Origin of the sequence: Frankia sp. CpI1-P (genome assembly GCF_001421075.1) — a bacterium.
Taxonomy (GTDB): domain Bacteria; phylum Actinomycetota; class Actinomycetes; order Frankiales; family Frankiaceae; genus Frankia; species Frankia torreyi.
Map to the genome: position 1 here is coordinate 1 of NZ_LJJX01000037.1, position 21,870 is coordinate 21,870.

18 protein-coding genes and 8 pseudogenes are annotated in these 21,870 nt (G+C 73.1%); 8 read left to right on the top strand and 18 right to left on the bottom strand.

Going from position 1 to position 21,870, the window contains the following annotated elements; genetic code table 11:
• A partial coding sequence (locus tag FF86_RS21640) for a DUF3846 domain-containing protein (RefSeq protein WP_128423598.1) occupies positions 1 to 240 on the bottom strand: 240 nt, incomplete at its 3' end.
• A 259-nt stretch (positions 241 to 499) separates the two neighbouring features.
• Between FF86_RS21640 and FF86_RS21645 the strand changes: the two genes are divergently transcribed.
• The 3 genes from FF86_RS21645 (at position 500) to FF86_RS21655 (ending at position 2,576) form a co-directional block, all read left to right on the top strand.
• Positions 500 to 1,471: a winged helix-turn-helix domain-containing protein gene (locus FF86_RS21645; protein ID WP_128423599.1), complete on the top strand. Its 972-nt coding sequence runs from the start codon at positions 500 to 502 to the stop codon at positions 1,469 to 1,471.
• Positions 1,472 to 1,476: 5 nt separating this feature from the next.
• On the top strand, positions 1,477 to 1,884 hold the full coding sequence (locus FF86_RS21650) for a hypothetical protein (RefSeq protein WP_044888764.1): 408 nt from the start codon (positions 1,477 to 1,479) through the stop codon (positions 1,882 to 1,884).
• A 140-nt stretch (positions 1,885 to 2,024) separates the two neighbouring features.
• Positions 2,025 to 2,576, top strand: coding sequence for a hypothetical protein (locus tag FF86_RS21655; RefSeq protein ID WP_044888765.1), 552 nt, complete (start codon positions 2,025 to 2,027; stop codon positions 2,574 to 2,576).
• Between the two features lie 328 nt (positions 2,577 to 2,904).
• Here FF86_RS21655 and FF86_RS54460 read toward each other — a convergent pair whose 3' ends face one another.
• Both FF86_RS54460 and FF86_RS21665 read right to left on the bottom strand, forming a co-directional pair.
• The gene (locus FF86_RS54460; RefSeq protein ID WP_242419249.1) at positions 2,905 to 3,645 is read right to left on the bottom strand and encodes a hypothetical protein; all 741 of its coding nucleotides are present in this window, start codon (positions 3,643 to 3,645) and stop codon (positions 2,905 to 2,907) included.
• Positions 3,642 to 4,265, bottom strand: coding sequence for an ATP-binding protein (locus FF86_RS21665; protein ID WP_052681680.1), 624 nt, complete (start codon positions 4,263 to 4,265; stop codon positions 3,642 to 3,644). Before FF86_RS21665 ends, FF86_RS54460 begins: the two co-directional genes overlap by 4 nt.
• A gap of 205 nt (positions 4,266 to 4,470) precedes the next feature.
• On the opposite strand from FF86_RS21665, the gene FF86_RS67415 reads away from it, so the two are divergent.
• From FF86_RS67415 to FF86_RS21675, 5 genes and pseudogenes are all read left to right on the top strand, one after another.
• Positions 4,471 to 4,557, top strand: an 87-nt coding sequence (locus tag FF86_RS67415) for a hypothetical protein (RefSeq protein ID WP_396229999.1), incomplete at its 3' end; no start/stop codon positions are given.
• A gap of 1 nt (position 4,558) precedes the next feature.
• Positions 4,559 to 4,664: pseudogene (locus FF86_RS54465) on the top strand (hypothetical protein); the annotation flags it as partial.
• 1 nt (position 4,665) lies between these two features.
• Positions 4,666 to 4,729, top strand: a pseudogene (locus FF86_RS67420) (hypothetical protein); the annotation flags it as partial.
• Positions 4,730 to 4,760: 31 nt separating this feature from the next.
• Positions 4,761 to 5,328, top strand: a pseudogene (locus tag FF86_RS54470) (DUF5753 domain-containing protein); the annotation flags it as partial.
• Positions 5,329 to 5,331: 3 nt separating this feature from the next.
• Entirely contained in the window at positions 5,332 to 5,571 is a 240-nt protein-coding gene (locus tag FF86_RS21675; RefSeq protein WP_044888671.1) for a DUF397 domain-containing protein, read from the top strand.
• A 288-nt stretch (positions 5,572 to 5,859) separates the two neighbouring features.
• On the opposite strand, the gene FF86_RS54475 is transcribed toward FF86_RS21675, so the two are convergent.
• From FF86_RS54475 to FF86_RS21765, 15 genes and pseudogenes are all read right to left on the bottom strand, one after another.
• Positions 5,860 to 6,493, bottom strand: a 634-nt coding sequence (locus tag FF86_RS54475; protein ID WP_396229995.1) for a UDP-N-acetylglucosamine--N-acetylmuramyl-(pentapeptide) pyrophosphoryl-undecaprenol N-acetylglucosamine transferase, incomplete at its 5' end; no start/stop codon positions are given.
• A 1-nt stretch (position 6,494) separates the two neighbouring features.
• A pseudogene (locus FF86_RS54480) lies at positions 6,495 to 6,996 on the bottom strand (UDP-N-acetylglucosamine--N-acetylmuramyl-(pentapeptide) pyrophosphoryl-undecaprenol N-acetylglucosamine transferase); the annotation flags it as partial.
• 201 nt (positions 6,997 to 7,197) lie between these two features.
• Entirely contained in the window at positions 7,198 to 8,922 is a 1,725-nt protein-coding gene (locus FF86_RS67425; RefSeq protein ID WP_396230000.1) for a BTAD domain-containing putative transcriptional regulator, read from the bottom strand.
• 1,253 nt (positions 8,923 to 10,175) lie between these two features.
• Complete coding sequence (locus tag FF86_RS21690; RefSeq protein WP_044888674.1) at positions 10,176 to 10,610, bottom strand: pilus assembly protein TadG-related protein; 435 nt, start codon at positions 10,608 to 10,610, stop codon at positions 10,176 to 10,178.
• A 113-nt stretch (positions 10,611 to 10,723) separates the two neighbouring features.
• Positions 10,724 to 11,056: pseudogene (locus FF86_RS67430) on the bottom strand (TadE/TadG family type IV pilus assembly protein); the annotation flags it as partial.
• Positions 11,053 to 11,624 (bottom strand): TadE/TadG family type IV pilus assembly protein (locus FF86_RS62945; protein ID WP_206778989.1); only part of this gene is annotated, 572 nt, incomplete at its 5' end. The pseudogene FF86_RS67430 and the gene FF86_RS62945, both read right to left, overlap by 4 nt.
• A gap of 174 nt (positions 11,625 to 11,798) precedes the next feature.
• A complete protein-coding gene (locus tag FF86_RS21710; protein ID WP_044888676.1) occupies positions 11,799 to 12,701 on the bottom strand; it encodes a type II secretion system F family protein in 903 nt (300 codons plus the stop codon).
• On the bottom strand, positions 12,698 to 13,558 hold the full coding sequence (locus FF86_RS21715) for a type II secretion system F family protein (RefSeq protein WP_242419251.1): 861 nt from the start codon (positions 13,556 to 13,558) through the stop codon (positions 12,698 to 12,700). The genes FF86_RS21710 and FF86_RS21715 overlap by 4 nt, the downstream gene beginning before the upstream one ends.
• A 126-nt stretch (positions 13,559 to 13,684) precedes the next feature.
• Positions 13,685 to 14,109, bottom strand: a pseudogene (locus FF86_RS54495) (ATPase, T2SS/T4P/T4SS family); the annotation flags it as partial.
• A 1-nt stretch (position 14,110) separates the two neighbouring features.
• A pseudogene (locus FF86_RS54500) lies at positions 14,111 to 14,871 on the bottom strand (ATPase, T2SS/T4P/T4SS family); the annotation flags it as partial.
• Between the two features lie 1,004 nt (positions 14,872 to 15,875).
• A pseudogene (locus FF86_RS64285) lies at positions 15,876 to 16,585 on the bottom strand (SAF domain-containing protein); the annotation flags it as partial.
• An 820-nt stretch (positions 16,586 to 17,405) separates the two neighbouring features.
• The gene (locus tag FF86_RS32320) at positions 17,406 to 17,933 is read right to left on the bottom strand and encodes a hypothetical protein (RefSeq protein ID WP_242419252.1); all 528 of its coding nucleotides are present in this window, start codon (positions 17,931 to 17,933) and stop codon (positions 17,406 to 17,408) included.
• A gap of 829 nt (positions 17,934 to 18,762) precedes the next feature.
• Positions 18,763 to 19,044 (bottom strand): hypothetical protein, encoded by a 282-nt coding sequence (locus FF86_RS21745; protein ID WP_044887132.1) that lies wholly within the window; start codon positions 19,042 to 19,044, stop codon positions 18,763 to 18,765.
• 3 nt (positions 19,045 to 19,047) lie between these two features.
• Positions 19,048 to 20,013 carry an ROK family protein gene (locus FF86_RS21750; protein ID WP_044887131.1) on the bottom strand — a complete coding sequence of 322 codons (966 nt, stop codon included), beginning with the start codon at positions 20,011 to 20,013 and terminating at the stop codon, positions 19,048 to 19,050.
• A 621-nt stretch (positions 20,014 to 20,634) separates the two neighbouring features.
• Positions 20,635 to 21,468, bottom strand: coding sequence for a PHP domain-containing protein (locus FF86_RS21765; RefSeq protein ID WP_052681335.1), 834 nt, complete (start codon positions 21,466 to 21,468; stop codon positions 20,635 to 20,637).
• Between the last annotated feature and the right edge of the window lie 402 nt (positions 21,469 to 21,870).

Genomic DNA, 21,870 nt, shown 5'->3' on the forward strand with positions numbered 1-21,870 from the left:
CCGCCATAGGGGATTGGCTGCTGCCGCGAGTAGCGTCGCCCGCGGGTTCATCGGCAGCCTCAGATCTAGGCCGCCTTCGTTCACGTACACCGACCCGGCAGGCTCGAGAAGATGGACGGGCTCGATGTTCCCACCGACAACCCCGTGGTAGAACGCAAGATTGTCCGCGTGGAACGTCACGGCTTCCGGGGGGCGGGTGACCTCGGCGCGCAGCAGCACGCCGGTCAGCGATGCGCTCATACGGACTCCAGAAGAAAAGAACAAGAAAAGGTGGGTGGGGTTGTCCGTGCGGCCGGTCGCCGACGGTTTCCCCGATGCGCCGGTGGATGGCGGGCACAGGGACCGTAACTTGATCGTTTACCGGTCAGCAACCGAAACCCGTAAACAGTCATGAAAACATGCGCAGTGATGTATGTCACTGGGAATATCGCTGGCTGTCCGTGCCGATCAGGAGTTACCCCTGGAAACGCAACCGGAAATGCTACCCAGGGAGCGTCGAATGCCATCGAACAATGCGGACACCGCGACGGCGGATACGACACGGGTGTTGACCGCGCTCGTGGACGGCCCGCTGTCCGCCCCCGACATCGCCACCCGCACCGGCATCGAGGTGCGCACCGTGCGGAACCTGTTGGCCTCCCTCGCCGACGCGGGGCGCATCCGCCAGCTTCCCCCCGAGCCCACCCCCGGCCGGGCCGGACGGCACGCCGCCCGCTGGGCCCTGCCGGCCACCGGGACCACGGACCGCCCGGCACGCGGCGAGCCCGAGGGCGCCTCCCCGGCACCCGCTCCCGAGACCTCCACCCCGGACCCGGACACCACCGCCCCGACCACCCCCGAGGCGGATCCGGCGATCGGCGGCGCGGACAGCCCGGCCGACGACGAGACGGACCACCCGGCCGCCGACCTCCCGACCGTCTCCGAGCCGACCTCGGAGCCGCAGACCGGAGCGGAGGAGCCGCTCGACGGCGGTCCCGACGACACACCGACCGGCGCGGACGCCGCCGTCGCCCCGACGACGGCGCACCTGGACGCGGCGACCGGCAGCGCGGACGGCGGTCCCGGGGACGTGGCGTCCCCCGACCCCGCCACCGTGCCCGAGCCCGCCGCCGTGTCCGCGCCGGTGTGCGCGGCGTTGGCCTGCCCGCTCGCGGCCTGCCCGGCCCGGACGGGCGTCACACCGCCGGCCCCGCGTCGCCGCGCCCGGGCCCCGCGCGCGGCCACCGGCACAGCGCAGCTCAACGCGAGCGGATCGGTACGGCTGCGGCCCGGCCAGCTCGGCGGGCTCATCGGCGACCTGCTGCGAGACAACCCGACGGCGCAGCTGTCCTCCGGGGAGATCGCCCGCGAGCTGGAGCGCTCCAGCGGCGCGGTCGCCGCCGCCATGCCCGGCCTGATCAACGCCGGACGCGTCCGGCAGGTCAACCCCGGCGAACGGCCGGCCCGCTACCAGACGACCGGGAAGAGCTGACGGCCATGCCCGCGCCCCGCACCGCAGCCGCCATCAATACCGCGCTCCTCGACGCGGTCGCCCGCAGCCAGACCTGGCTGACCAGCGTCCTCGACCACGTCGGCTGGTGCGACGCCCTTCCCCCCTGGCCGAGGACGATCCTGACCGCACCGGCCGACATCTACCTCCTGCAGGCCCACGCCCTCGCCGTCCACTACCAGATCCTCGCGTCGGCGTGCCCGTGCCACCGTGGCTGGCGCGGGGAGATCACCACGGAGGCCATCCTGCGGTGGCGGATGGTCGTGGACCACGCGATCTCCTTCGCGGTGCTTTGCCCGTCCGGCAGGACCGAGGACCTGCACGCCTACCGCGACCGGTACCGCGCCGTGGAAGCCGCGTTCCGTCACTGGGTCGGCGTCGTCGTCAACGGCTAGCCGCCCCCAGACCCGCCAGCCCCGGGGGCCGCGACGCCAGCGGCCCCTCACCGCCCTCTGCGGCGGGGGTTCCCATCCGCCCGGAACGGAGCCCCCGCCGCGCCACGCCCATCACCGCTGCGGACTTCGAAGGCGACACCATGCTGCACGATCTGATACGCACGATCGCCCGCGAACTGGGCCCATCCTGGACCGCGAGCATCCAGTCCACGGACACCTTCTCCCTGCACACCCCCGACCTGGATTTCCTCCGGATCCGCCACGACCCACGCGGCGACCGGCTCACTGTCGACGGCGCCGCCGTCGGTGGCCTCGGCCCACACTGGCCCCGCACGGGCCGAGGCCCGCTCCACCACCGCATCACCATCAGCGCAGGTAAAACCCCGGCGCGTATCGCCGGCGAGATCAACCGCCGGCTCCTTCCCGACTACCGGGCCGCCCGCGCGATCGCCGCCACCAGCCTCGAGGCAGCCAGACGTGAACACACGGAGGCGACGAGGGCCATCACCTCGGTCACACGGCTGCTGGGCGGCACGGTCGAGGACCGCACCATCCGTGTGGACGGGCCACCCAGCCACCTCACCGGCACGATCACCATCGCCGACGGCGACATCGCCCTGCGCCTACGACTGCCGGCCCACCACGCCACGAGCCTCGCCCAGGCGCTACGGCGCTTCCGCGCCGCGCACTGACATCCCCGTCGGCCGGGCCGCCACGGCCCGGCCGGCCTCCACCCCCGGGAGGCACCCACGATGCATCCACGCACCTCGACCCGCGCACGCCTGCGGCGCATGCTGACCCGCCGACGGACAAGGACGAGCAGGCCCATGCTGGGAATCGCGTTCCTCGCCGTCACGATGGTGGTCTGCTACTCGACGATCGCCTGCGCCGCCGCGGCGGTGCTGTGGATCCTCGTCTGCGCAGCGCTGGACAGAGCGGATCGTCGCCNAGGACAGGGCGACACACGCGCGCATGCCACCAGCAGGGATCGCACCCGCACACGGCATGGACGCGGCGCGGTCAGGTCCGGTTCCCCTCGGCATCGCGCGAGCTCGCCAGCAGACGCCAGAAGCCCGCGTCGCGCTCGAAGCTCTCGACCGGCAGGGTGAGCCCGGGCAGGTGGAGCTCGGGGAGGTCGGCTAGGGACGGGTGGAGTGTCGGGTCTCGCAGCGCGTGCGCGACCAGCCAGACCGTGGGGTCGGCGAGGGGGTGGGTGCGGTTGCGGTCGGCGGAGTCCGCGAGCAGACCCAGAACCCGTCCGACGATCTCGTCGACCAGGCCCTGGTCGGCGTGGGGCATGTCCGCGCCGACGCGGACCGCGAGCGCGGCCCGCAGGCGCTCGAGGAAACGTGCCGGCTCGGCCCGGTTGTCCTGGGCGGTCATGCCTGCCTGCCGGATCTGGTCCCCGCCGGGGCCTGCGGCGCGGATGATCCGCGCCGGTGAGGTGCGCTCATGTCGGTGTCTCCGTGGGCTCGGGATAGCGGCCGGATGAGTCGGCGGGGTCGGCGGTGCGGTGGGACCGGTCGGACGGAGCACGGCGGCAGCCGCGACGTTGATACGCCACCGGGCGGCGCTGAGGTCTGCCGGGGCGGTGGTGTCGTAGGCGTCGACGGCCTGGCATAGGGCGTGCCAGGCAGCGCCGTCGGGGTCGATCGGCGGATCGAAGAACAGCAACGCGGCGAGGACCCGCTCCGGTGGCAGTTCCGTGCGCATGCGAGCGAGCAGGACGACGGGCCGCAGGTGCTCGGGTACGGCGTTCACCGGCCGGCACCTCCCGGTCGGACCGGGCCCACGCCCGCCGGGTCACCTCGACCTCGCGCGACGTCCGGGGGACGGTGCCAGTCATCCAGCGCACGCAGCCCGTCGACCACCCGCTGGAGCAGGGCGAGATCGTCGGCCGCCCCGAGGGGCAGCACGGGGATCTGACGAGGCAGGGGCCCGCGTCGCGCCAGCGTGTCCGCGTGCCCGACGGGGCGCAGCGCCGGGATGTGCGCGGGCAGCTGGGCCCACACCACCTTGCCTCCGCCACGCGTCCGGTACCACGCCGTGCGGGTGCTCAGCGCGGCGACGATGGCCAGCCCACGTCCCCCCTCGGCATCGGCATCGGCGGCGTCGGACGCCGGGCCGTCGGCGGGTACAGGCGGAAGATCACTGCCGTCCCACACCTCGATCACGAGCCCGGCGCCCAAGGTGAGGCGTAGCGCGACGTGCCCGTCGGCGGCGCGCTGCGCGTTCGTGATCAGCTCGGAGACGATCAGGCCGGCGCTGTCGCGGGCCGCCTCGTCGACCGCCCACCGCCGCAACGTCGCCGCCGCCATATGCCGTGCCGCCGGTACCGACGCGGCCCCGGCGGGAAACGTGTCGAACGCGACGCAGGTCACCGGCCCGCACTCCCCGCCGTGATCATCAGTATCGCCCGCCCTCCGCACTCGATCACTTACGCCAGCGATTGCCACTATGCGCCATGCACCAAGCAGACGCAATACGCAGAATGCAAAGAGCAGAAATCTCTGGCAGAGTGCTTGAGAGNCTGATCGGCTGGCAGACTGTGCGCGGGGATCTCCCGGCGATGCGGAGGTACGCGTGATGGACAGCGAGGCGGCCGGCGGCGTCACGGCCCTACGGATGATCCTCGGCCGCCAGCTCCAGGACCTTCGCGAGAAGGCGGGCCTGNCCTATGAGCAGGCAGCCGAGGCGATCTACGCCTCGCACTGGACGATCCGCCGGATGGAACGCGGCGAGTCTCTCAAACTCAACAGCGTCAAGGGCCTGCTCGCCCGNTACGGCGTCCATGGCGACGACATCGACGTCTTCCTCGAGCTCGCCCGTGACGCCGGCAGGCGCGNCTGGTGGCACACCTACGGCGACGTCCTGCNCACCTGGTTCCGGTCCTACGTCGGGCTGGAGGAGTCCGCCAGCCTCATCCGCCCGTACGAACCCCAGTCCGTGCCCGGCCTGCTCCAGACTCCCGACTACGCCCGCGCCCTGACCAGGGCCGGTTTCCCCCGCGGCAGCGACGAGGAGGTCGAGCGACGCGTCGCGCTGCGCACGGGACGCCAGGCACTCCTGACCCGCCCCGAACCACCCCGCCTCTGGGCGGTCATCGAGGAAGCCGCGCTGCGCCGCCACGTCGGCGGCACCACCGTGATGCGCGCCCAACTCGACCGGCTCCTCGACGCCTGCGCGCTGCCCAACGTCACCCTGCAGATCCTCCCGCTCGCCGGTGACGCGCACGCGGCGATGTACGGGCCGTTCACCCTCCTGCGCTTCCCCGTGCCCGAACTCCCCGACCTCGTCTACGGCGAGAACATGACCAGCGCGTTCTACCTCGACAAACCCGGCGACGTCGCCGCCTACCTTGAGACCATCGACCGGATCTGCGCCGACGCCCCACCCGCGCACCTCACTCCCGACATCATCAGCGCCATCCGCGAGGAGACCTGACCCATGACCACCATCCGCAACGGCATGCCCGCCACCGACCTCGGGCCCACCGGCTGGCAAAAGCCGTGGAGCGGCCCCAACGGCGGCAGCTGTGTTGAAGCAAAAAGACTGGCCGACGGCCGCGTCGCCCTGCGCCAGTCCACCGACCCGGCAGGCCCGGCACTCGTTTTCGACGCCGACGAGATCCGGGCCTTCATCGACGGCGCCAAAGCAGGCAAGGCAGACGGACTCCTGAGCGGATAGCAAGACGAACCCGGGGAAGGGGATGCTCGCACCTCCACCTCGCGCGAGTGCCTGATCGGATACGCCTGGCACATCCCGTTCCTGGTCTCCGCGCAGGCCGCGGCACAGATCCTCAGCCTGCCTGAGTTTCNCCAGGTCTGTTGGTCCCACTTCGGCCATGTGGGGCCAGTTGACCTGACCGAAGACAGGCCTGCCGTGCCACCCCCCCGCCCTCGCCCACGGCGATGTCCGGCGGGTGACGGGCCTCCTGCGTCAGGCGCTTGCGGTGGGCACAGCCCGCCGCCTGCCCTAACGGCGGCCGGCGGCGTCCAGGATCACGTCCGTGAGGCGTTCGGCCGCGTCCGGTCGGCCGAACGCCCGCGCCCGCCGCGCCATCAGGCTGCGGGCCGCCGGGTCGGCCAGCAGCGGCTCCACCGCCTCTCGCAGCCGCTCTGGCGGCACCTCACCTTCCAACGCCACCGCCGCGCCCGCGTCCTGCAGGTAGCGGGCATTGTGGGCCTGCTCGTTGCCCGCCGAGGACGCCAGCGGGATCAGCACGGCAGCCTTTCCGAGAGCGGTCAGTTCGGCGATCGTCCCTGCCCCGCTGCGCGACACCACCACATCCGCGAGGGCGAGAACGTCGGCGACCTCCTCGCGCAGGAACCCCGTCAGGAAGTACCGCCCCGGCGCCGCAAGGCCCGCCGCGCGTCCGCGCAGGGAATCGACGTTGCCGGGGCCGCACTGGTGGATCACGTTCGCGTGCTCCACCAGCCAGGGGAGCGCCCCGGCGACGGCGGTGTTGATCTGCATCGATCCCTGCGCGCCGCCGGTCACGTACACCGTCGGCAACGCCGGATCGTGGCCCGCCCAGCCCAGCGACGCCACCGCCCGGGATGCCTGCCCGGTCAGGATTTCGGCGCGCACAGGGTTGCCGGTCACCACGNCCGTGGCGCGGATCGCGTCCGGCAGCAGTTCCAACGACGGGGCGCTGGACACCGCCACGCGTGCGGCCACCCGTGCCAGTGTCCGGTTCGCCAGGCCCAGCCGGACCGTCTGCTCATGCACCACCAGCGGACGGCGGCACATCCGCGCCGCGAGCCCGACCGGCACCGCGACGTACCCGCCGGTCGCGAGCACCACGTCCGGCTCCCACGAGGCGACCAGCGAGCGGGCCTGGGCCACGCCGAGCGGCACCCGGCCCATGTCCCGCACGTTCGCGGGTGACGCCATCTTCAACGGGTTGCCCGAACGGCGAATCTTGCCTGTGGCGACTGGCCGGAACCCGATACCTTCGTCGTCGGCGACCCGCTTCTCCAGGCTGCGTTCCGCGCCGACCCACAGCACCTCGACCCCGCAGTCGCCCAGGCGGGCCTGCAGAGTCCGGACCGTCGTCAGCGCCGGGAACACATGACCACCGGTCCCACCGCCTGTGACGATCAGACGCAACGCCTGGCCGAGACCAGGAGCGNCATCGCTCATCGCGGTATGTCCCTTCGACACGGCGGCCAGCTGATGCGAGGAGCCTGTCAGATCACACTGGCGCCGCGGATCAGGCCGGCGCGCCGCGATGTGATCTTCTGTGCGGTCCGGCCGAGTCGGGGCCCGCTGATCGGATGCCGGCGCGGCGCTGCCCACGTCTGTGGCTTCTCACACTGGTGGCGGGTCGTGGCGGGGGCGGGTGAGGCGGGCGAGGAGTCGGTCGGTTTCGGGGCTGGGGGTGGTGCCGAGGTCGGCGAGGCGGGTGAGTAGACGCCGGTAGGCGCGGTGGATATCGCCGGGGTGGCCGGCGGCGGCGTGCAGGCGCATGAGGTGGGTGTACAGCGTCTCGGTGTACGGGAACAGGGTGGTGGTGGCGTGCTCGAGGACGCGGGTGGCGGCGGTGGGGTCGTCGTCGGCGAGTAGGTCCGCGAGGTCGGCGGTGGCGTCGATCATGCGATGTTCTAGCTCGGTGGCGTGGGCGGTGGCCCATTCGCTGCCGTCGAGGAGACGGCCGGTGTAGAGGCTGGTGGCTGTGTGCAGCGCGGCGGCGCGGCCGGTGTCGTCGCTGGCCGTGTCGGCGGCGGAGAGGGCGCGGTCGATGTCCCACGCGTCGACCGCGAGGGTGTCGGTGAGCCGGTAGCCGTTGCGGTCGGAGAGCAGCACCCCGTCGGCGCCTGCCCGACGCAGCGCTTCGCGGAGACGGCGGATGGCCTGGTAGATCTGGTCTTTGGCCTTGTCGGGGTCGATGTCGGGCAGCAGCGCGGCCATGAGGGTGGCCGTGGTGGCGGGGCGGCGGTGCAGGGCAAGGAATCCGGCGATCTCCAGGCCGAGCCGGCCCTGGTAGACGGTGTCGCCGTCGCGGAGCAGGTGCGGCCGGTCCAGCAGGACCAGCAGCACCCCGCCGGTGTCGGCGGGTGCCTCGGCCGGAGCCGGCGGGGGTCGGTCGCCGTTCGCGTCGCGGGTCTCGGGCGTGGGTGTCACGGTCTCGTCGTGGGACGGGGAGAGGCTTGGGGACGCGGCATCCGCGGGGGCCAGGTCCTGCCTGACGGCCGCCGTCTCGATGCCCGGGTCCGCGGCGGCCGGAGTGTCCGCGGTGTCGGTGGAGTCCGCGAGGCCGACCGGGTCCGCTTCTGCTCGGGCCGGGGAGGGTGTGCTGTCCGCTGGCGTCGGGGTATCGGTGGGGGTGGCCTGGTCGAGGAGGCGGAGCAGGTCGGCGGCGGCGTCGGCGCGCAGCGACCAGGACGAGTCGGGATCGGTGCTGTCGGGGTCAGGCCAGCGGGGCTGACCGGGCCAGTCACCGAGGGCGGCGGTGTGGAGGTCGAGGGCCGCGCCGCGGCCGGCGAGCGCGTGCAGGCGCGGGTGCAGCGCCGGGTCGGCGGTGACGACGAGCAGCACGGGAGGCAGGTGTTCGTCGGGAGCGGCGGCACGGAGCGGGCCGATGGTCGCGGTGTCGTGCTCGGTGGCGAGCCGCTGACGGGTGAGGAGGTGCTGTTCGGCGCTGGTGACCGCGTCGAGGGCGCTGGGGGTGAGGGTGACGTGGCGGAGGCGGGCGAGGAGCTGCGCGGGGAGGTGCAGCGCGTCGGCCGCGTCGCGGGACAGGATCAGGTGGTGGGGGTCGTCGCCGGCGGGGGTGTGGTGGGCGGCGAGGACGGTGAGGATCAGGGCGCGGGCGGCGTCGGGATCCGGCAGGCTGACACCGCCGGTGATACGCAAGGCGGTGGGCAGCCGGGTCGGTGCGGTAGGGCCGCGCAGGCCGGCGCGGTGTGGCCGTGACACGGGCAACGTGGCACTGGCGCTGTCCGGGGCGGGTGATGGTCCCACCAGCGCGGGGACGGGCGGTGCGGCCGGGATGGCGGGCGCGTCCAGGTCGGGATAGGGCGGCGGCCACGCCATCGCCGGCGGGGCGAACGGCACGTCACCGGCCGGCGGATCGTCGTCGGGCGGAGGACCGGCCGCGGGAAGCAGGTCGTCGTCGAACGACGCGGTGTCCTCGGAGTCGGGGTCGGGGTCGGGGTCGTCGAGAGTACGGCCGCTGCGAAGGATCTCGCGGATGATCAGTGGGAGGGGTGGGTCGGCTGGCTGGCCGCGGTGCTGTCCGACCGGGCGGGTGCGGTGGCGCAGGAATCGGGCGACGGTGACCGCGATCGCGATGGCGGCGAGCAGGCTTACGGGCAGCACCGGCCCTGAGGGCAGTCGGATCGGATCGGGATGGGCAGGGTGAGCGGGCCGCGTGGCCGGAGTCGGGCTGGCGGTGGCGGGTGCGGCCGGTGTGGGCGTCGAGGCTGCTGGTCCGTCGGGCAGGGTAGGCAGCCAGGGAGTCGGCGGGGATGGCACGGCGGGTGTCGGCGGACCGGCGGGGTGAGTGCCCGGCGTCGGATTGGCGGGTGGCGGCGAGGGTGTGCTGGTGGTGGTGGCGGGTGCGGCCGGAGCGGCGTCGGCGGGGAGAAGCAGGGTCCAGCCGGGGCGGATCAGGTCGGGGCGGGTGAGACGATGCCCGTCGGGTTGTGGCCGGCCGTGGTTGAGATCGAACAGCTCGCGGTAGCGCAGGGGGTCACCGAGGTGGGTTTCGGCGAGGCTCCACAGGCTGTCGTGCGCCCGCACCGGCACGCTGCGCGCGGGCTGCTCGTCCGAGGTGGGGCTGGGTGCGNCGAGCGGCGCGGACGCGGGGTCGGCAGGGGCGGCGGCGGTGACGGTCGGGGCGCGCCAGGCTGCCAGCGCGACGGCGGGGCCGGGGGGTGCGGGTTTGCTGCGGCTGGCGGCGAGGATCAGCCCGGTGACGATCGTGCCGACCAGCGCGGTGGACAGTGTCTGGGTGAGCCCGGCGGTGGGCAGCCGTGGCCGGCGCCACCCGGTGGCCCGGCTGATCGTCTCGGTGACCGCCGACAGGACGAGGAGAAGGTAGAGGTACCAGAACAGGCAGCCGAGAACACCGGTGATGAGCCGCTGGTCCAGGGGGCGGGTGAGCGCGGCCGACACCTCGGCGCGGCTGGGTGGGTGGTGGGGCAGCGGCCAGCCGATCAGCCGCCACATCACAATCGGCGCGACGACCAGACACGCCAGCAGGACGGCGAGGGCGCCGAGAGCGCGCAGCAACGCGACGAACCGGCGGCCCACGCTGACACGGACTGCGCGTGCGGGTCGGGCGCTCATGGGACGGGTCCGCTGCGGGGGCTCGCGCTGGCGGTACCGGTGAGGTGCAGCGGGCCGACGCCGACGAGGGTGAGCAGCTGCGGCTGGTAGGTCGCGGTGACCGTGACGGTGACCGTCGTGAGGGTCGCGGACGCGGTGCCGTCGGCGTCGGCGCCGGCCAGGAAGGCCAACGCCCGGGCACGGGCCTGCTCAGGATCGAGCTGGCGAGTGCCGTCGGCACGGTAGACGGCGAGGTCGAGCGCCTGGGCGCCCGCGCGGGCGGCCTCGGCGGCGGTGCTGATCGCCCGCGTCTTCGCGTTCAACGCTCCGCCGCCGTCGAGGGCGAGTCCGGCCAAGGCGAACAGCGCGACGACGAGGATCGCGAAGAACGCGGTGACATACCCGTCGTCCGAGATGTCGGCGGGCGCAGGACGTCCGGGTAGCGAGGTCATGAGACTGCCCGGAACACGTCGAGTGGCGAGGTCGCGGTGGAGGNGAGGGTGCGGGTCGCGGGCAGACGCAACCCGCCGAGGTCGGCAAGATCAACACGGCAGGCGACGGTGGNGCGGGCCAGGCCGCCGCGGACGAAGGCGCTGGTGTCCACGGTGACGTGCATCGTGCGGCAGGCCGCGGACCCGACGGTGAGCCCGCCCTCAGCCGCCGCCTGAGCAGCGGCGGTGGCCTCGACGGGGGAGCGGGCGGCGCTGGCCGCCCGCGCCGCGGCTGCGGCAGCGGCGTCGACCTGCCCACGGGCATCGGTGCCACGTGCTGCCGCTGCGATGAACAGAAGGATCAGGACGACGAGGGGGGCGAGCAGGGTGAGCTCGACCGCGGCCGACCCCGCGTCCCACGTCCAGGGCGGGGGTGGGTGCGGGTCGTCGGCTGCGGGGTCGGTCACGGTGTGTAGATCTCTCGGGTGCCGGAGGCGCGGGCGGTGACGTGCAGTGCCAGACCCGGCAGGTAGCGGATCGCGGTTCCGGTGACCGTGACGGTGAGCAGGGTCGGGCTGGTGTGCGTGACGGTGATCTGTGGGTCGGTGAGGACCCCGCCGCCGATCTGGCTGGTGATCAGCCGGGCGGCGGTGGGGCCGTCGGCGGGGTCGGCGCCGGCGAGGCGGGCGGTGTCGGCACCGCGTCGCGCGGCGGCGGCGGCGACCTGCTGCGCCCACCCCCACACGGCGAGCTGGACCACGACCAGCAGCATGATCAGAATAAGGGGAGTCGCGACCACGAGTTCTGTCGACGCGCCGCCCTCGTCGCCCTCGGCAACGGCGCGCCGGGATCGTCGTACCGGCCGCCTAGTCTTCCGTGACGGCGGCTGGTCCCCCGCCGGCGGGACACGAAGGTGACGGGCTACAGGTTCAGGCCGTTGGCCTTGTCCATGACTTTCTTCGCGATGACCGCCACGATCGCGAGTGCCAACGCAACCAACATCGCGGTGATGACCATGAACTCGGTGGAGTAGCCNCCATCGCGATCCTCCTCGCGTCCGCGTTCCTCGAGCCGGCGCAGCCAGGCCCCGGTCACGGCTGGCAGGCACAGCAGCACTATGATCATGGTGGTTCCGAGGGTGGCCAGTCGGCCGCGTCCTCGGCGGAAGTGGGGCATCGGCGGTGCCTTTCGAGGGTCGAGACTGGAGGTTCACAGGCCGCTCAGGACACGCGAGACCGCCGGATACGCGATCATGATGAGGAAGCCGCCGGTGAGCAGGACGACGGGCAGGCTCATGCGTTCGGTGGCCGCGGCGGCGTCGGCGTCGGCGTCACTGAGGTCGTGCAGGCGGATCGTGTCGGCCTTCGCGGCGAGGCTGGCGCGGATGCGGGCGCCTTCACCGCCGGCGAGGTGCATCGCGCCGGCGGTCTGGACGATGTCGGGGATGTCGTACCGCTCGCCGAGGGCGGTGAGGGGTTCCCAGATCGGGGCGCGGGTCAGGGCGGCGTGATCGACGGTGGCGCGTAGCGCCGTGAACGCGTCGCCGGTGCCGGTCGCGGCGGCGTCGGTGACAGCCTGTTCGAGGCCGGCGCCGCCGGCCATGGCGATCACGGTGAGGTCGAGGAAGGCGGAGAAGGCGTGGCGCAGCTCGCGGCGTCGGCGGGCGGCGTCCGCGCGCACCGCGATATCCGGGCCGAGGAACAGGCCGGCGGCGACGGCGAACGCGGCAACGGCGGGCAGTGCGAGGGGCAGGCCGATCCCGGCGAGAGCGAGCAGTCCGGACAGCAGCGGTGGGAGCGCGAGACCGACGAGACCGGAGGTGATCTTCTCGGCGAGGTGGCTCGTCGGATCCCGGTCCATCACGACCAGGTCGCGGCGGATCGCCTGCGGCAGGAGCCGGAACGGGTCGAGCCGCGCGGCGAGTGGCCTCCCGGCGCGGGCCGCCCAGCCGTCCGCCTGCCCGGCAGCTGCCGCGGTGGGCGCGGGTGTGGGCGGGTTCGGGGACAGAGCGGACAGGAGGGCGGCGAGGTCGGGTTTGGCGGGCCGCAGCGCCGTCCACGTCAGCCACAATCCGGCTCCAACACCGGCACCGCAGGCCAGGGTGAGGATCATCCGCCGCTCCCAGCGGCGACGGTGAGGATGCGGGGTTCGCGGGTGATGCGGCCCATCCGGGCAAGCCACACGAACGCTCCCGCCCACAGGACGCCGACGGCGGCGAGGACCAGCTGCCCGGTGATCGTGCTGTAGGGGGCGACGAAGGCGGGGCTGAACAGGGTCAGCCCGAGCGCCATGGCCAGGGTGGTGACGACGATGACGCGGGTCGAGGTGCGGATCCGGGCCCTGGTCGCCGCCGCGCGTAGCCGCACGGCCGCCTGCCCGCGGGCGGCGGTGGCGAGACGGTCGAGCAGGTCGGCGAGGTGACGGCCCTGACCGGCCGCGGCGAACCGCAACGCGGCCACGATCAGATCGGCGGCCGGGTCATCGACCCGGTCGGCGAAGGCGTCGAGCGCGTCGACGAGCCGGGCGCCGTCCTGCACTGCGGCGGCGAGGGTGAGCACGTCGACGCGGATCGGGTCGGGGGCGATCGGGGCGGTCGCCCGGATCGTCTGCTCCAGCCCCGCACCCGCGGACAGGGTGTCGCGGAGCATGTCCGCCCAGGACGCGAGCGCCTCCACCCGCGCTGTTTCGGCCGCACCGGCCCGTCCTTCGGCGAGCAGGGTCGGGGCGGCCATCACGGCGAGGGCGGCCAGGGCGGCGGCGACCGGCCAGCCGGTCAGCACCCCCACGGCAAGCCCGGCGCCGACCGCGGCGCCCAGACGCACGGTGCGTACCTGTGGTGACAGACGGCGACCCGACTGTTCTCGGGCGCGTAGCCGCGTCCACACCGGCGTGCCCGCCGAACCCAGCAGCCACAGCCCGACGGCCACACCCAGCCCGCAGCCCGCCGCGAGCACCACCTGGGCCGACATCACGCTCACCATGCGCCGGTGCCCGCCGCCGGGGCGGTGTAGTAGCCGGCCAGCGCGGCGTCCACGGCGGCGGCGGTCTCCGCCCGCAACGGAACCGCCGGCACCGCCGCCCCGTCCGCACCCGGNCGCCACACCTCGTTGCTCGTGACCAGCAGCCCGTCGGCGCCGGTCACCTCCCGCACGCTGGACACGACTCGGCGGCCCTGCGTGACGGTCATGTGCACGACGACGTGCACCGCGGCGGCGGTCAGCAGGGTCGTCGCCTCCATCGCCAGGCCGTCCGCCTGCGCCGCATAGGCTGCGATCTTCGCGAACACGCCTGCGGAGGAGGAGGCGTGGATGGTGGCGAGGCTGCCGTCGGTGCCCTGGCTCATCGCCATGAGCATCGGGACGACCTCGCCGCCGCGGACCTCCCCGACGATCACCCGGTCCGGGCTCATCCGCAGCGCCCACCGCACCAGCTCCGCCAGGCCGATCTCCCCTTCGCCTTCCACGTTGGCTTCACGGGCCTGCATCGCGACCACGTCCTGGTGCAGGCCGTCGCGGTCGAGNCCGAGTTCGAGGGAGTCCTCGATCGTGATGATCCGCTCGTCGGCCGGGACGTCCGCGGCCAACGCCCGGATCAGCGTTGTCTTGCCCACCCCGGTCTCCCCGGCGACGAGGATGTTGCGCCGGGCCAGGACCAGACCACGCAGGACCGTCCGGAGCTCAGCCGAGAGCGTGCCCATCTCCACGAGGTGATCGAGGGAGACCCGCGGGTAGCGGTGACGGCGGATCGAGACAACCGGCCGGGCGGTGACCGCCATCGCCGCGAACAACCTGGACCCGTCGGGCAGCTGCATGTTCAACCGGGGCGACGCCCGATCGAAACGTCGTTCCTCCACCCCCGCGCGGGCCGCCACCGTGCGTACGAGCTCGATCAGATCCTCGTCGGACGCGGCGACCGGAGGCATCCGCCGCCGCTGCCCGTCGGCGTAGCGCACCCACACCACGTCACAGCCGTTGACGTTGATGTTCTCGATCTGTGGGTCGTCCAGCAACGGTTGAAGCCCACCCAGCGCGAACAGCCCGTCGAGCACCCCTCGGGCGACCTGTTCCTCCTCGGCCGCGGTCAGCGTCCGCCGGCCGGCGGCAATGGACTGCTCGGCGTGCAATCGCAGCATGTCCGCAATCAGCCCCGCGGCGTACGCCCGCTGATCCGCCACCGACCATGCGGCGCCGCCCTGCCCCGCGCGCGTGCGCGCCGAGAGTTCCACGGCGACCCGCTCCCGCAGCGCGGCCATCAACCCGGACAGCGCGTACCCGGGCCCCATCACCGCCGCCCCACCCGGCCACGGCGGACAGTGGTCGAGGGCACCCACCCCGATGCCTCACGATCCCGCCCCGCGCGAGGCGACGAGGCCCCCGGCACCAACACCGTCGTCTTCTGTCCCGCCGTCGCCCGGGCGTTCCCCGCCGGCAACGCCGGCACCCCGGCGATAGGCGGGGGCAAGGGAACCCGGCGCCTGTCGAGCTGGTCAGCGAGCCCGCGCGCGACCAAGCCGTAGGCGCGTGCCAACGGCCCGGGCGCACGTCGCCCCCCAGGCCGGNCCGCGATCACGCCGGCGCCCCGCGGATCCCACGGCAACACTCCGGCCACCGGCAGGCCCACCGACTCCGCGACCCGCTCCACCGGCCACGCCGGCTCCCCGACCAGCAGCAGCACACACTCCCTGCGGCCCGCCGCGGTCAGATCAGCCTCCCGCCCGACGACCCGCGCCAGCTCCACCGGCACCGGACGGGCCACTACCACCAGCAGATCGCACACGGCCACCACCGGCGCCGCCGCGGACCACAGGTCCACCCGGCCGACATCGGCCACCACCGTCACCGTGTCCGCCGCCGCCCGCACCGCCCCCGCCCCGGCGAGAACCTCCACCGCCCCCCGGGCCGCCGTCGCCTCCACCGGAGCGGCCACCACCTCCACACCGCCGGGAAGCTGCTGCACATGCCCCGACAGGCCCAGGCGGCCCGACCGCGCCTGCGCCGCCCACGACACCAACCCGACCGCCGCCGGCAGCTCATACCAGCCCAGCACATCCCCACCACTCGGATCAGCCTCCACCCCCACCACCGGCGCACCGCCCGGACGCATCGGCCAGCCCGCCGCCAACCCCAACGCCGCCGTCGTCACCCCCGGCGACCCCTTCACCGAACCCACCGCCACCAGCCCGCTCACCGCGCACCCCGCAGCACCAGCGCGACCTGCCCGGCCGCCGCCGCCCGCGCCACCGCGTCCGCGTCCGCGGCGTCGACCTGCACCGACNCCNCCAGCCCNCCCGAACCCGCCGGCCCCGGCTCGACCGAGACCACCACCCCCTCCGCCGACGAACTCCTCGCCACCGACGGCACCCCGACGTCACCCGGAGTCGAGGATGGCGTGGCCCCTGCCACCGCCGCGCCCTGCTCGGTACCCCCGGTCAGCAACACCACGACCTGATCACCGGCGCTCACCCCCGGCGGATAGGAACCCGGCTTCAGACTCGCGCCCACCAGCCGCACCCCCGCCGGCAGACCACGCCGGCCCACCGCGGAGAACGACAGCAAACTGCCCGCCGCAAGCGGCGCCGCCGCCGGCCGGCCCACCACCTGCCCCGCCGACCCAGCCGGCACCACCTCCACCGCCGGATCCACGACCACCGACACCGCCCGCACATCCCCCGCCGCCAGCAGCTGCCCCACCGGCACCGGCCGCGTCACCACCAGCACCTCCCGCCGGCCATCCAGCCGCCCACCCACCACCACGAACACCGCCACACACACCACCACCAGCACCACCCCCACCAACGCCCGCCGCCCACCCCGCCACGACCGGCCCCGGCCCTCCAACCGGAACCCCTCACCGTCAGACCGGCGGACCGCCGTCGCCGTACTCACCGCGCACCCCCCGACGGCACAGCCAGCGCCTGCGACTCGGCCACGACCACGGCCGACGTCGCCTGCGACGTCAACCCAGCCGCCGCCCCCTGCTGACCAGCCCCCACCCACCCCACCTGCCAGCGCACCGTCACCGTCACCGGAAAGCGGCCGTCCGACTGCCCCGCCGAGGACCGGACGAACACCACACCGCAGTCCGGCGAGCCCGCAGCCGGGTCATCGACCCCCACCCGGAACGGCGTCCCCGGCCCCCNGCACGACACCGCGCCCCCCGCGCCGAAGTCCCACACCACCTCCTGCGGGCGCGCCGTCGCCGTCACCGACACGCCCGGCACCGTCGCCGTCACCGACACCGGCCCCCACACCCCGCCCAGCCACAACCACACCGGCACCCCCACCAGCTGCGGCACCCCCACCCCCGGCGACATCATCACGCTTGGCGCCGGCAACCTCAGCTTCTTCACCGCCACCTGCGCCAACGTCGCAGGTGAGAGCACGGCCCCTGCCGTCACCGCGTCCGGCAGCCACACCGCCTCGAAGCTGGCACCGCCGCACGACCGCCAATACCAGGACCCTTTCTCGCCTGGCGTCGCCCGCTCGGCCTCCACCNCCGCGGACGGGACGAAATCCGTCGCCGCCTGGTAACGGCAGCCATCACTGCCCGACCAGCCCCGCATCGTGTCCAAACAGGGCAACGCGCCTGTGCCCACGGTCGGGCAGGTCACGGACTCCGCCTCCGACGACGTCGACGGACGGGCCCCCGAGAGCACCGAGGGCTTCTCGGGATGGCCAGACGTTCCCGCCCACAGATCACAGCCCNCCTGACCCGAGGAGCAGACGGCCGCGCCGAAAGCGTCGCCTGCGAACGCGGCGCCTTGTCCCAGCATGACGCAGGTAAGGATCATCACGCTGAGGGCGGCACCCCCGGCCTTCAGCATGTGCCGACCGGCTGAATGACGAGTTCATCAACCTTCCATACTCCCGCGGTTCTCAGCGCGAGAGCCTGCACGCGATGCCGGCCGCCGGGAACATCATCCTCCAGTTTTCCGGAGGCATTGTCGTAGTGAAGCCACGTGCTGGCATCCGCGCAATCGTCGATAGTGACCCGGGTGGGATCATCGCTCGGTGAGAAAGCCGATACGCGGGGCGAGAAGGTCGGCGTACCGTGGGAGACGAGACCTCTATGCCGATCGGCGGCGACGGCGCGATAGATCGTGGACAGGGCCCGGCCGCTGACATGCCGCGTCAAGCGGGGATTCTGGTAGTCCGAGGTCGCCGCGATCGCGACCCAGTCCTCCCACATACCTCGATACGCGGCGAGCGCCGCCGCCTCTGGCGTCGCCTCGGTCGGCGTCGCCGCAGGTGAGGCCGTGGCCGAGGTCCTGCTCGCAGGCGGCGACGGCAGCCGCCGCGCATCACGCGCACCGCCGCCGCATCCACCCAAGGCGACGCCGGCCACGGCAATGATCGCTACTCGCCGCATCCGTCCTGCCGATTGATTCACCTGGCACGCTGCCCGTCCGTGACCTGTTCCGACCGCAGTGTTGTAACCCCATCACGGGGGGCTGTCGCAAGTGAGACAAACATCTCGCGGCGAGCGAGATACGCAGTCTCTACAATGCGCGATTCGNGGTGAAAGGGTCACGGAAAGCGATAATTTTTGATCTCGGGTGCGACGACATCGTTCACAGCGCCTCGGGCTGAGTAGTTGCGTGGCCGCAAAGGGATACGGCAGGTCTCGTCGTCCCCCGGAGCCGGGAAGGCCGACGTCCGCGACAGCGATCCGTGCACGGAGAGCATCAGGTGGAGACCACGATCTCGTCGTGGTCTCCACGTCACTGGACGCAACAGACGAAAAATTCTCCCGCCCGCCTCCATCGCCACCGATCGCGCTCAGACTTCGCTGGCCAGCACAAAAACGCCCGAGGCAGATCCATCTCGGGTCGTCGCTCCCAGCCTCGTCGATGACCGGGAGTGGGTCCGCCGGCCCCGAGGCAGCGGACACCAGGCTGACCCCGCGCCGCGCCGTGGAAGCGAGGCGGACCCCACCGATGTACGGTCAGCGGTTGGCGTCATCCCACCCGGTCGGCACAGAAACGCCGGGGCAGNCTGGGCACCATGACCAGCAGCGGTAGCAGGTCCGGCCGGAGAACGACGAGCAGCGGGAGGTCGGCACGAACCGGGTTCATACCGCGAGCGCAGTCCACAGCCGCACGGAACCCAGGCCCGGCCAAATTCTGGCTGATCACCATCAGCATGCCGCTGCTCGCGATCAGCACCACCGGCCATCAACGCTGAGGCAGCGGAACGACCTTCGCCATGCCGACGACGGATTCATATTTGGCCATGATCCGGTCGGTCGGGACACGGGCGGGGAAGCACATCACCTTTCCGGACATTTTTTCGATCACCCGTCCGAGGGAACCGACGAAATCGGCGTCGAGGTAGCCGGTCTCGTTGATGATCCATCCCTGGGAGAACTCGACAAGGCTCCAGGGCCGCTCCTGATCATTGTCCAGCCGCCGGAGCAGGGCTCTGGCGATCTCCCGTGCCTGTGACTCGTCGATCACCTGTCACCCGTCGCCTTCTGAGGTGGCGGCGAGGAGGGCGGCGCCGATCAGGGGCCCGTTCGCCCCGTAGGGCGAGGGTGTGAGGACGGCCCGGTCGGCCAGGCGGGGTACCGCGCGTTCCCGCATGGCGCGCTGCGCGGCGGCGAGGTAGCCGCCGTCGGGGCCGGCGGCGCTTTCGGCGGCCTGTGCGAGCCCCCCACCGACGGTGATCACATCGGGCGCCAGGATGTTCAGGACGGTCGCGGCGGCAATCCCGAGCCAGTAGCCGGCGGCCTCGAACGCCCGTCGGGCCGCGGGGTCCCCGTTCCGCGTCTTGTGGACGAGTTCGAGCAGGGTCGGGACCCTGGTCCGAACAGGCGGGGAGGTGCGCGGCGAGGCGGCGGGTTGTGGGGGTTGGTAGCCGCGGAGGACCGCCCGCACCGACGCGAGGGTCTCCACGCAGCCGGTGCGGGTGCAGGAGCAGCGCACCGTGCTGGTGGGGTGGACGAGGATGTGCCCGAGGCCGGCCGGGCCGGGGGGTGTGCCGTGGGCGAGCCGTCCACCGATCGCGATGCCGCCGCCGATCCCGGAGCCGAGGGCGAAGTGGACGTGGGTCCCGGTGCGCCCGCGCCGCTCGTATTCCGCCCACGTCGCGGCCAGGCCGTCGTTGACTACCCGTACCCGCCCCCGCAGGCCGGGGAAGAAGCCGGCGAGCAGGGTGGGCCAGTGGATGCGGGAGTACCCCTGGATCGCCCCGGCCCGCACGACCGTCCCGTCGGTGTCGACGGCGCCGGCGGTGGCGATCGCGACCAGCTCGACGTCGGCCGCGCTGGTCAGCGCCGCGAGGATCCGTTCCTGCACCACGTGAAAGGTCGGGGTTGGGGGGAGCCGCAGCACGGGCAGCCTGGTGACGAGCTGGCTGGGCGGGCCGGTGTCGACGATCCCCTGTTTGATCGTCGACGCTCCGATGTCGAAGGCGTGGACCTTCATCGGACCACCAGCGTCCAGATACCCACCCCGAGCATCCATATGATCAGCGCGTTTCTCGTTCCCGTGATCATGGCGAGGCGGATCTCGTGGTGGTGCCCCTGCCGCATGGCCTGGNGGATCAGGTCCGCGTACCACGCGAGGAGCAGGCCCATCGCCACACCTACGGCGATCACGATTCCCGCACCGGTGAGCGTCATCCCGGTTCCTCCTCTCGTTCCCCCACGCGGCGTTCGTCTCCCGTGGTCGCGAGCGCCGCGCAGTACCTCTCGTAGAGGTGGCCGGCCCGCAGACTGCGCCGCCGCGAACGTCGGCAGCGGTATGGCCCCGGTCCAGGCCCTCGAGCCGCGTCCACCCGTGCGTGTCGATGTCCGTCACCACCCCGCCCCTTGTCCGACGTGAAGCCGCTCTGCCCGCAGGGGCGACAGGCAGAGCGGCGGTCCCGCTACCGGCACACGATCATGGAAAGGAGTAGGGCGGCGCCCAGGCCAGCCGACACGCAGACCAGCCCCCACCCCGCTCGGCCCGCTTCCTCGACCTCCCTGCGTACGGCCGGGTCCATCACCTCCCATCGCGCGTCGTCGTCCAGGTCGACGACCCGCCTTCGGCGTCTCCACGGGAGGTTCACGCTCGGATCGGTGTCGCGCCGGCGGCCTGGGCGATCAGCCGCTGGTAGGTGGCGTATGGCGTGGTGTCGGATCCGAGCTGTCCTGGGGGGCCGTCGTAGCCGCTGCCGCCGATCGGCAGCAGACGCAGCTCGGCAGCCACGTCGCGCAGGCGAAGGCGGGTGTCGGCGTCGTGCCCGGGGTGATCGACCTCGATACCGGCCAGGCCGCGCGCCGCCAAGTCCCTCAGAAGTTCTACGGGCAGTGAAGCGCAGGGGTGGCCGAGTACCGCGACGCCCCCGGCGCCGCGCACCACGGTCAGCGCCGCGGCGACGTCCGGCTGCCGTGACGCGATGTGGAACGGGCCACCGACACCAAGCCACGCCGGCCCGAGCGCGACGTCGACGGTGGGCACGACGCCCGCCGCGACCAGGGCCGCCGCGATGTGCCCGCGGCTGACCGGCGCGCCCCGGGCCTCGTCGGCCGCCTGCGGCCAGTCGACCGGGTAGCCCTCGACCCGCAGCAGCCGCACAGCGCGCCGCGCCCGCAGTTCCGCACTGTCACGGGCCCGGCCGAGCAGCTCGGACATCGCCCGATCGTCGCGATCGACCAGGTAGGCGAGCAGACGGACAGACCTCGGCCGCCCGCCGACGACCGCCCGGCAGGAGATCTCCGCGCCAGGCACGAGCGTCATCCCGGCCGGCAGCACAGCCGCCGCCGCATCGATCCCCGCAACCGTGTCCCGATCGGTGACCGCAACAACCCGCACGCCGACGATGGCGGCGTGCCCGATCAGCTCGTGCGGCATCAGGCCGCCGCCGGACTCGGTCGTATACGCGTGAAGATCAATCATCGTGCCGTGTCGCCCCGGTGACGGTCGGCGTGTCCACACGAAAGCGAAGGAAGCTCTCCCGCGTGATGGCGGTCGCCCGGCCGCTCTCGGCTTCCGCGATCCGTGGGCGGGTGCCGGGCCGGTTCCGGCCCGGCACCCAGAACAACCCACCGTCCTCCAGATCGTGGACGTCCACCCAGGTCGCGCCGCAGCCACGCGCCACCGCCACGGCCGTCCGGATCCAGGTCGCCGCGCGTACCGCGGCCGTCGCCAACGCGGCACGCAGCTCGATCCGGCTGTAGGGCCTTCGCGCCGGCCCTACCGTTCGACGGCCGTCGCCGCTGCTCATGCGGCCCGCCCGGTACGCAGACACATCACCGGGGTGCGTAGCCGTAGCGCGCCGTGCACGTCGACGGCCCGATG

Bases quoted from the DNA above. Each gene is read 5' to 3' on its own strand.
- FF86_RS21655 (WP_044888765.1), top strand. From the start codon at position 2,025: ATGCTGCACGATCTGATACGCACGATCGCCCGCGAACTGGGCCCATCC.
- FF86_RS21710 (WP_044888676.1), bottom strand. From the start codon at position 12,701: ATGATCCTCACCCTGGCCTGCGGTGCCGGTGTTGGAGCCGGATTGTGG.
- FF86_RS21675 (WP_044888671.1), top strand. From the start codon at position 5,332: ATGACCACCATCCGCAACGGCATGCCCGCCACCGACCTCGGGCCCACC.
- FF86_RS21765 (WP_052681335.1), bottom strand. From the start codon at position 21,468: ATGATTGATCTTCACGCGTATACGACCGAGTCCGGCGGCGGCCTGATG.
- FF86_RS21715 (WP_242419251.1), bottom strand. From the start codon at position 13,558: ATGTCGGCCCAGGTGGTGCTCGCGGCGGGCTGCGGGCTGGGTGTGGCC.
- FF86_RS21650 (WP_044888764.1), top strand. From the start codon at position 1,477: ATGCCCGCGCCCCGCACCGCAGCCGCCATCAATACCGCGCTCCTCGAC.
- FF86_RS21690 (WP_044888674.1), bottom strand. From the start codon at position 10,610: ATGACCTCGCTACCCGGACGTCCTGCGCCCGCCGACATCTCGGACGAC.
- FF86_RS21645 (WP_128423599.1), top strand. From the start codon at position 500: ATGCCATCGAACAATGCGGACACCGCGACGGCGGATACGACACGGGTG.
- FF86_RS67425 (WP_396230000.1), bottom strand. From the start codon at position 8,922: ATGGCGTGGCCGCCGCCCTATCCCGACCTGGACGCGCCCGCCATCCCG.
- FF86_RS21750 (WP_044887131.1), bottom strand. From the start codon at position 20,013: ATGAAGGTCCACGCCTTCGACATCGGAGCGTCGACGATCAAACAGGGG.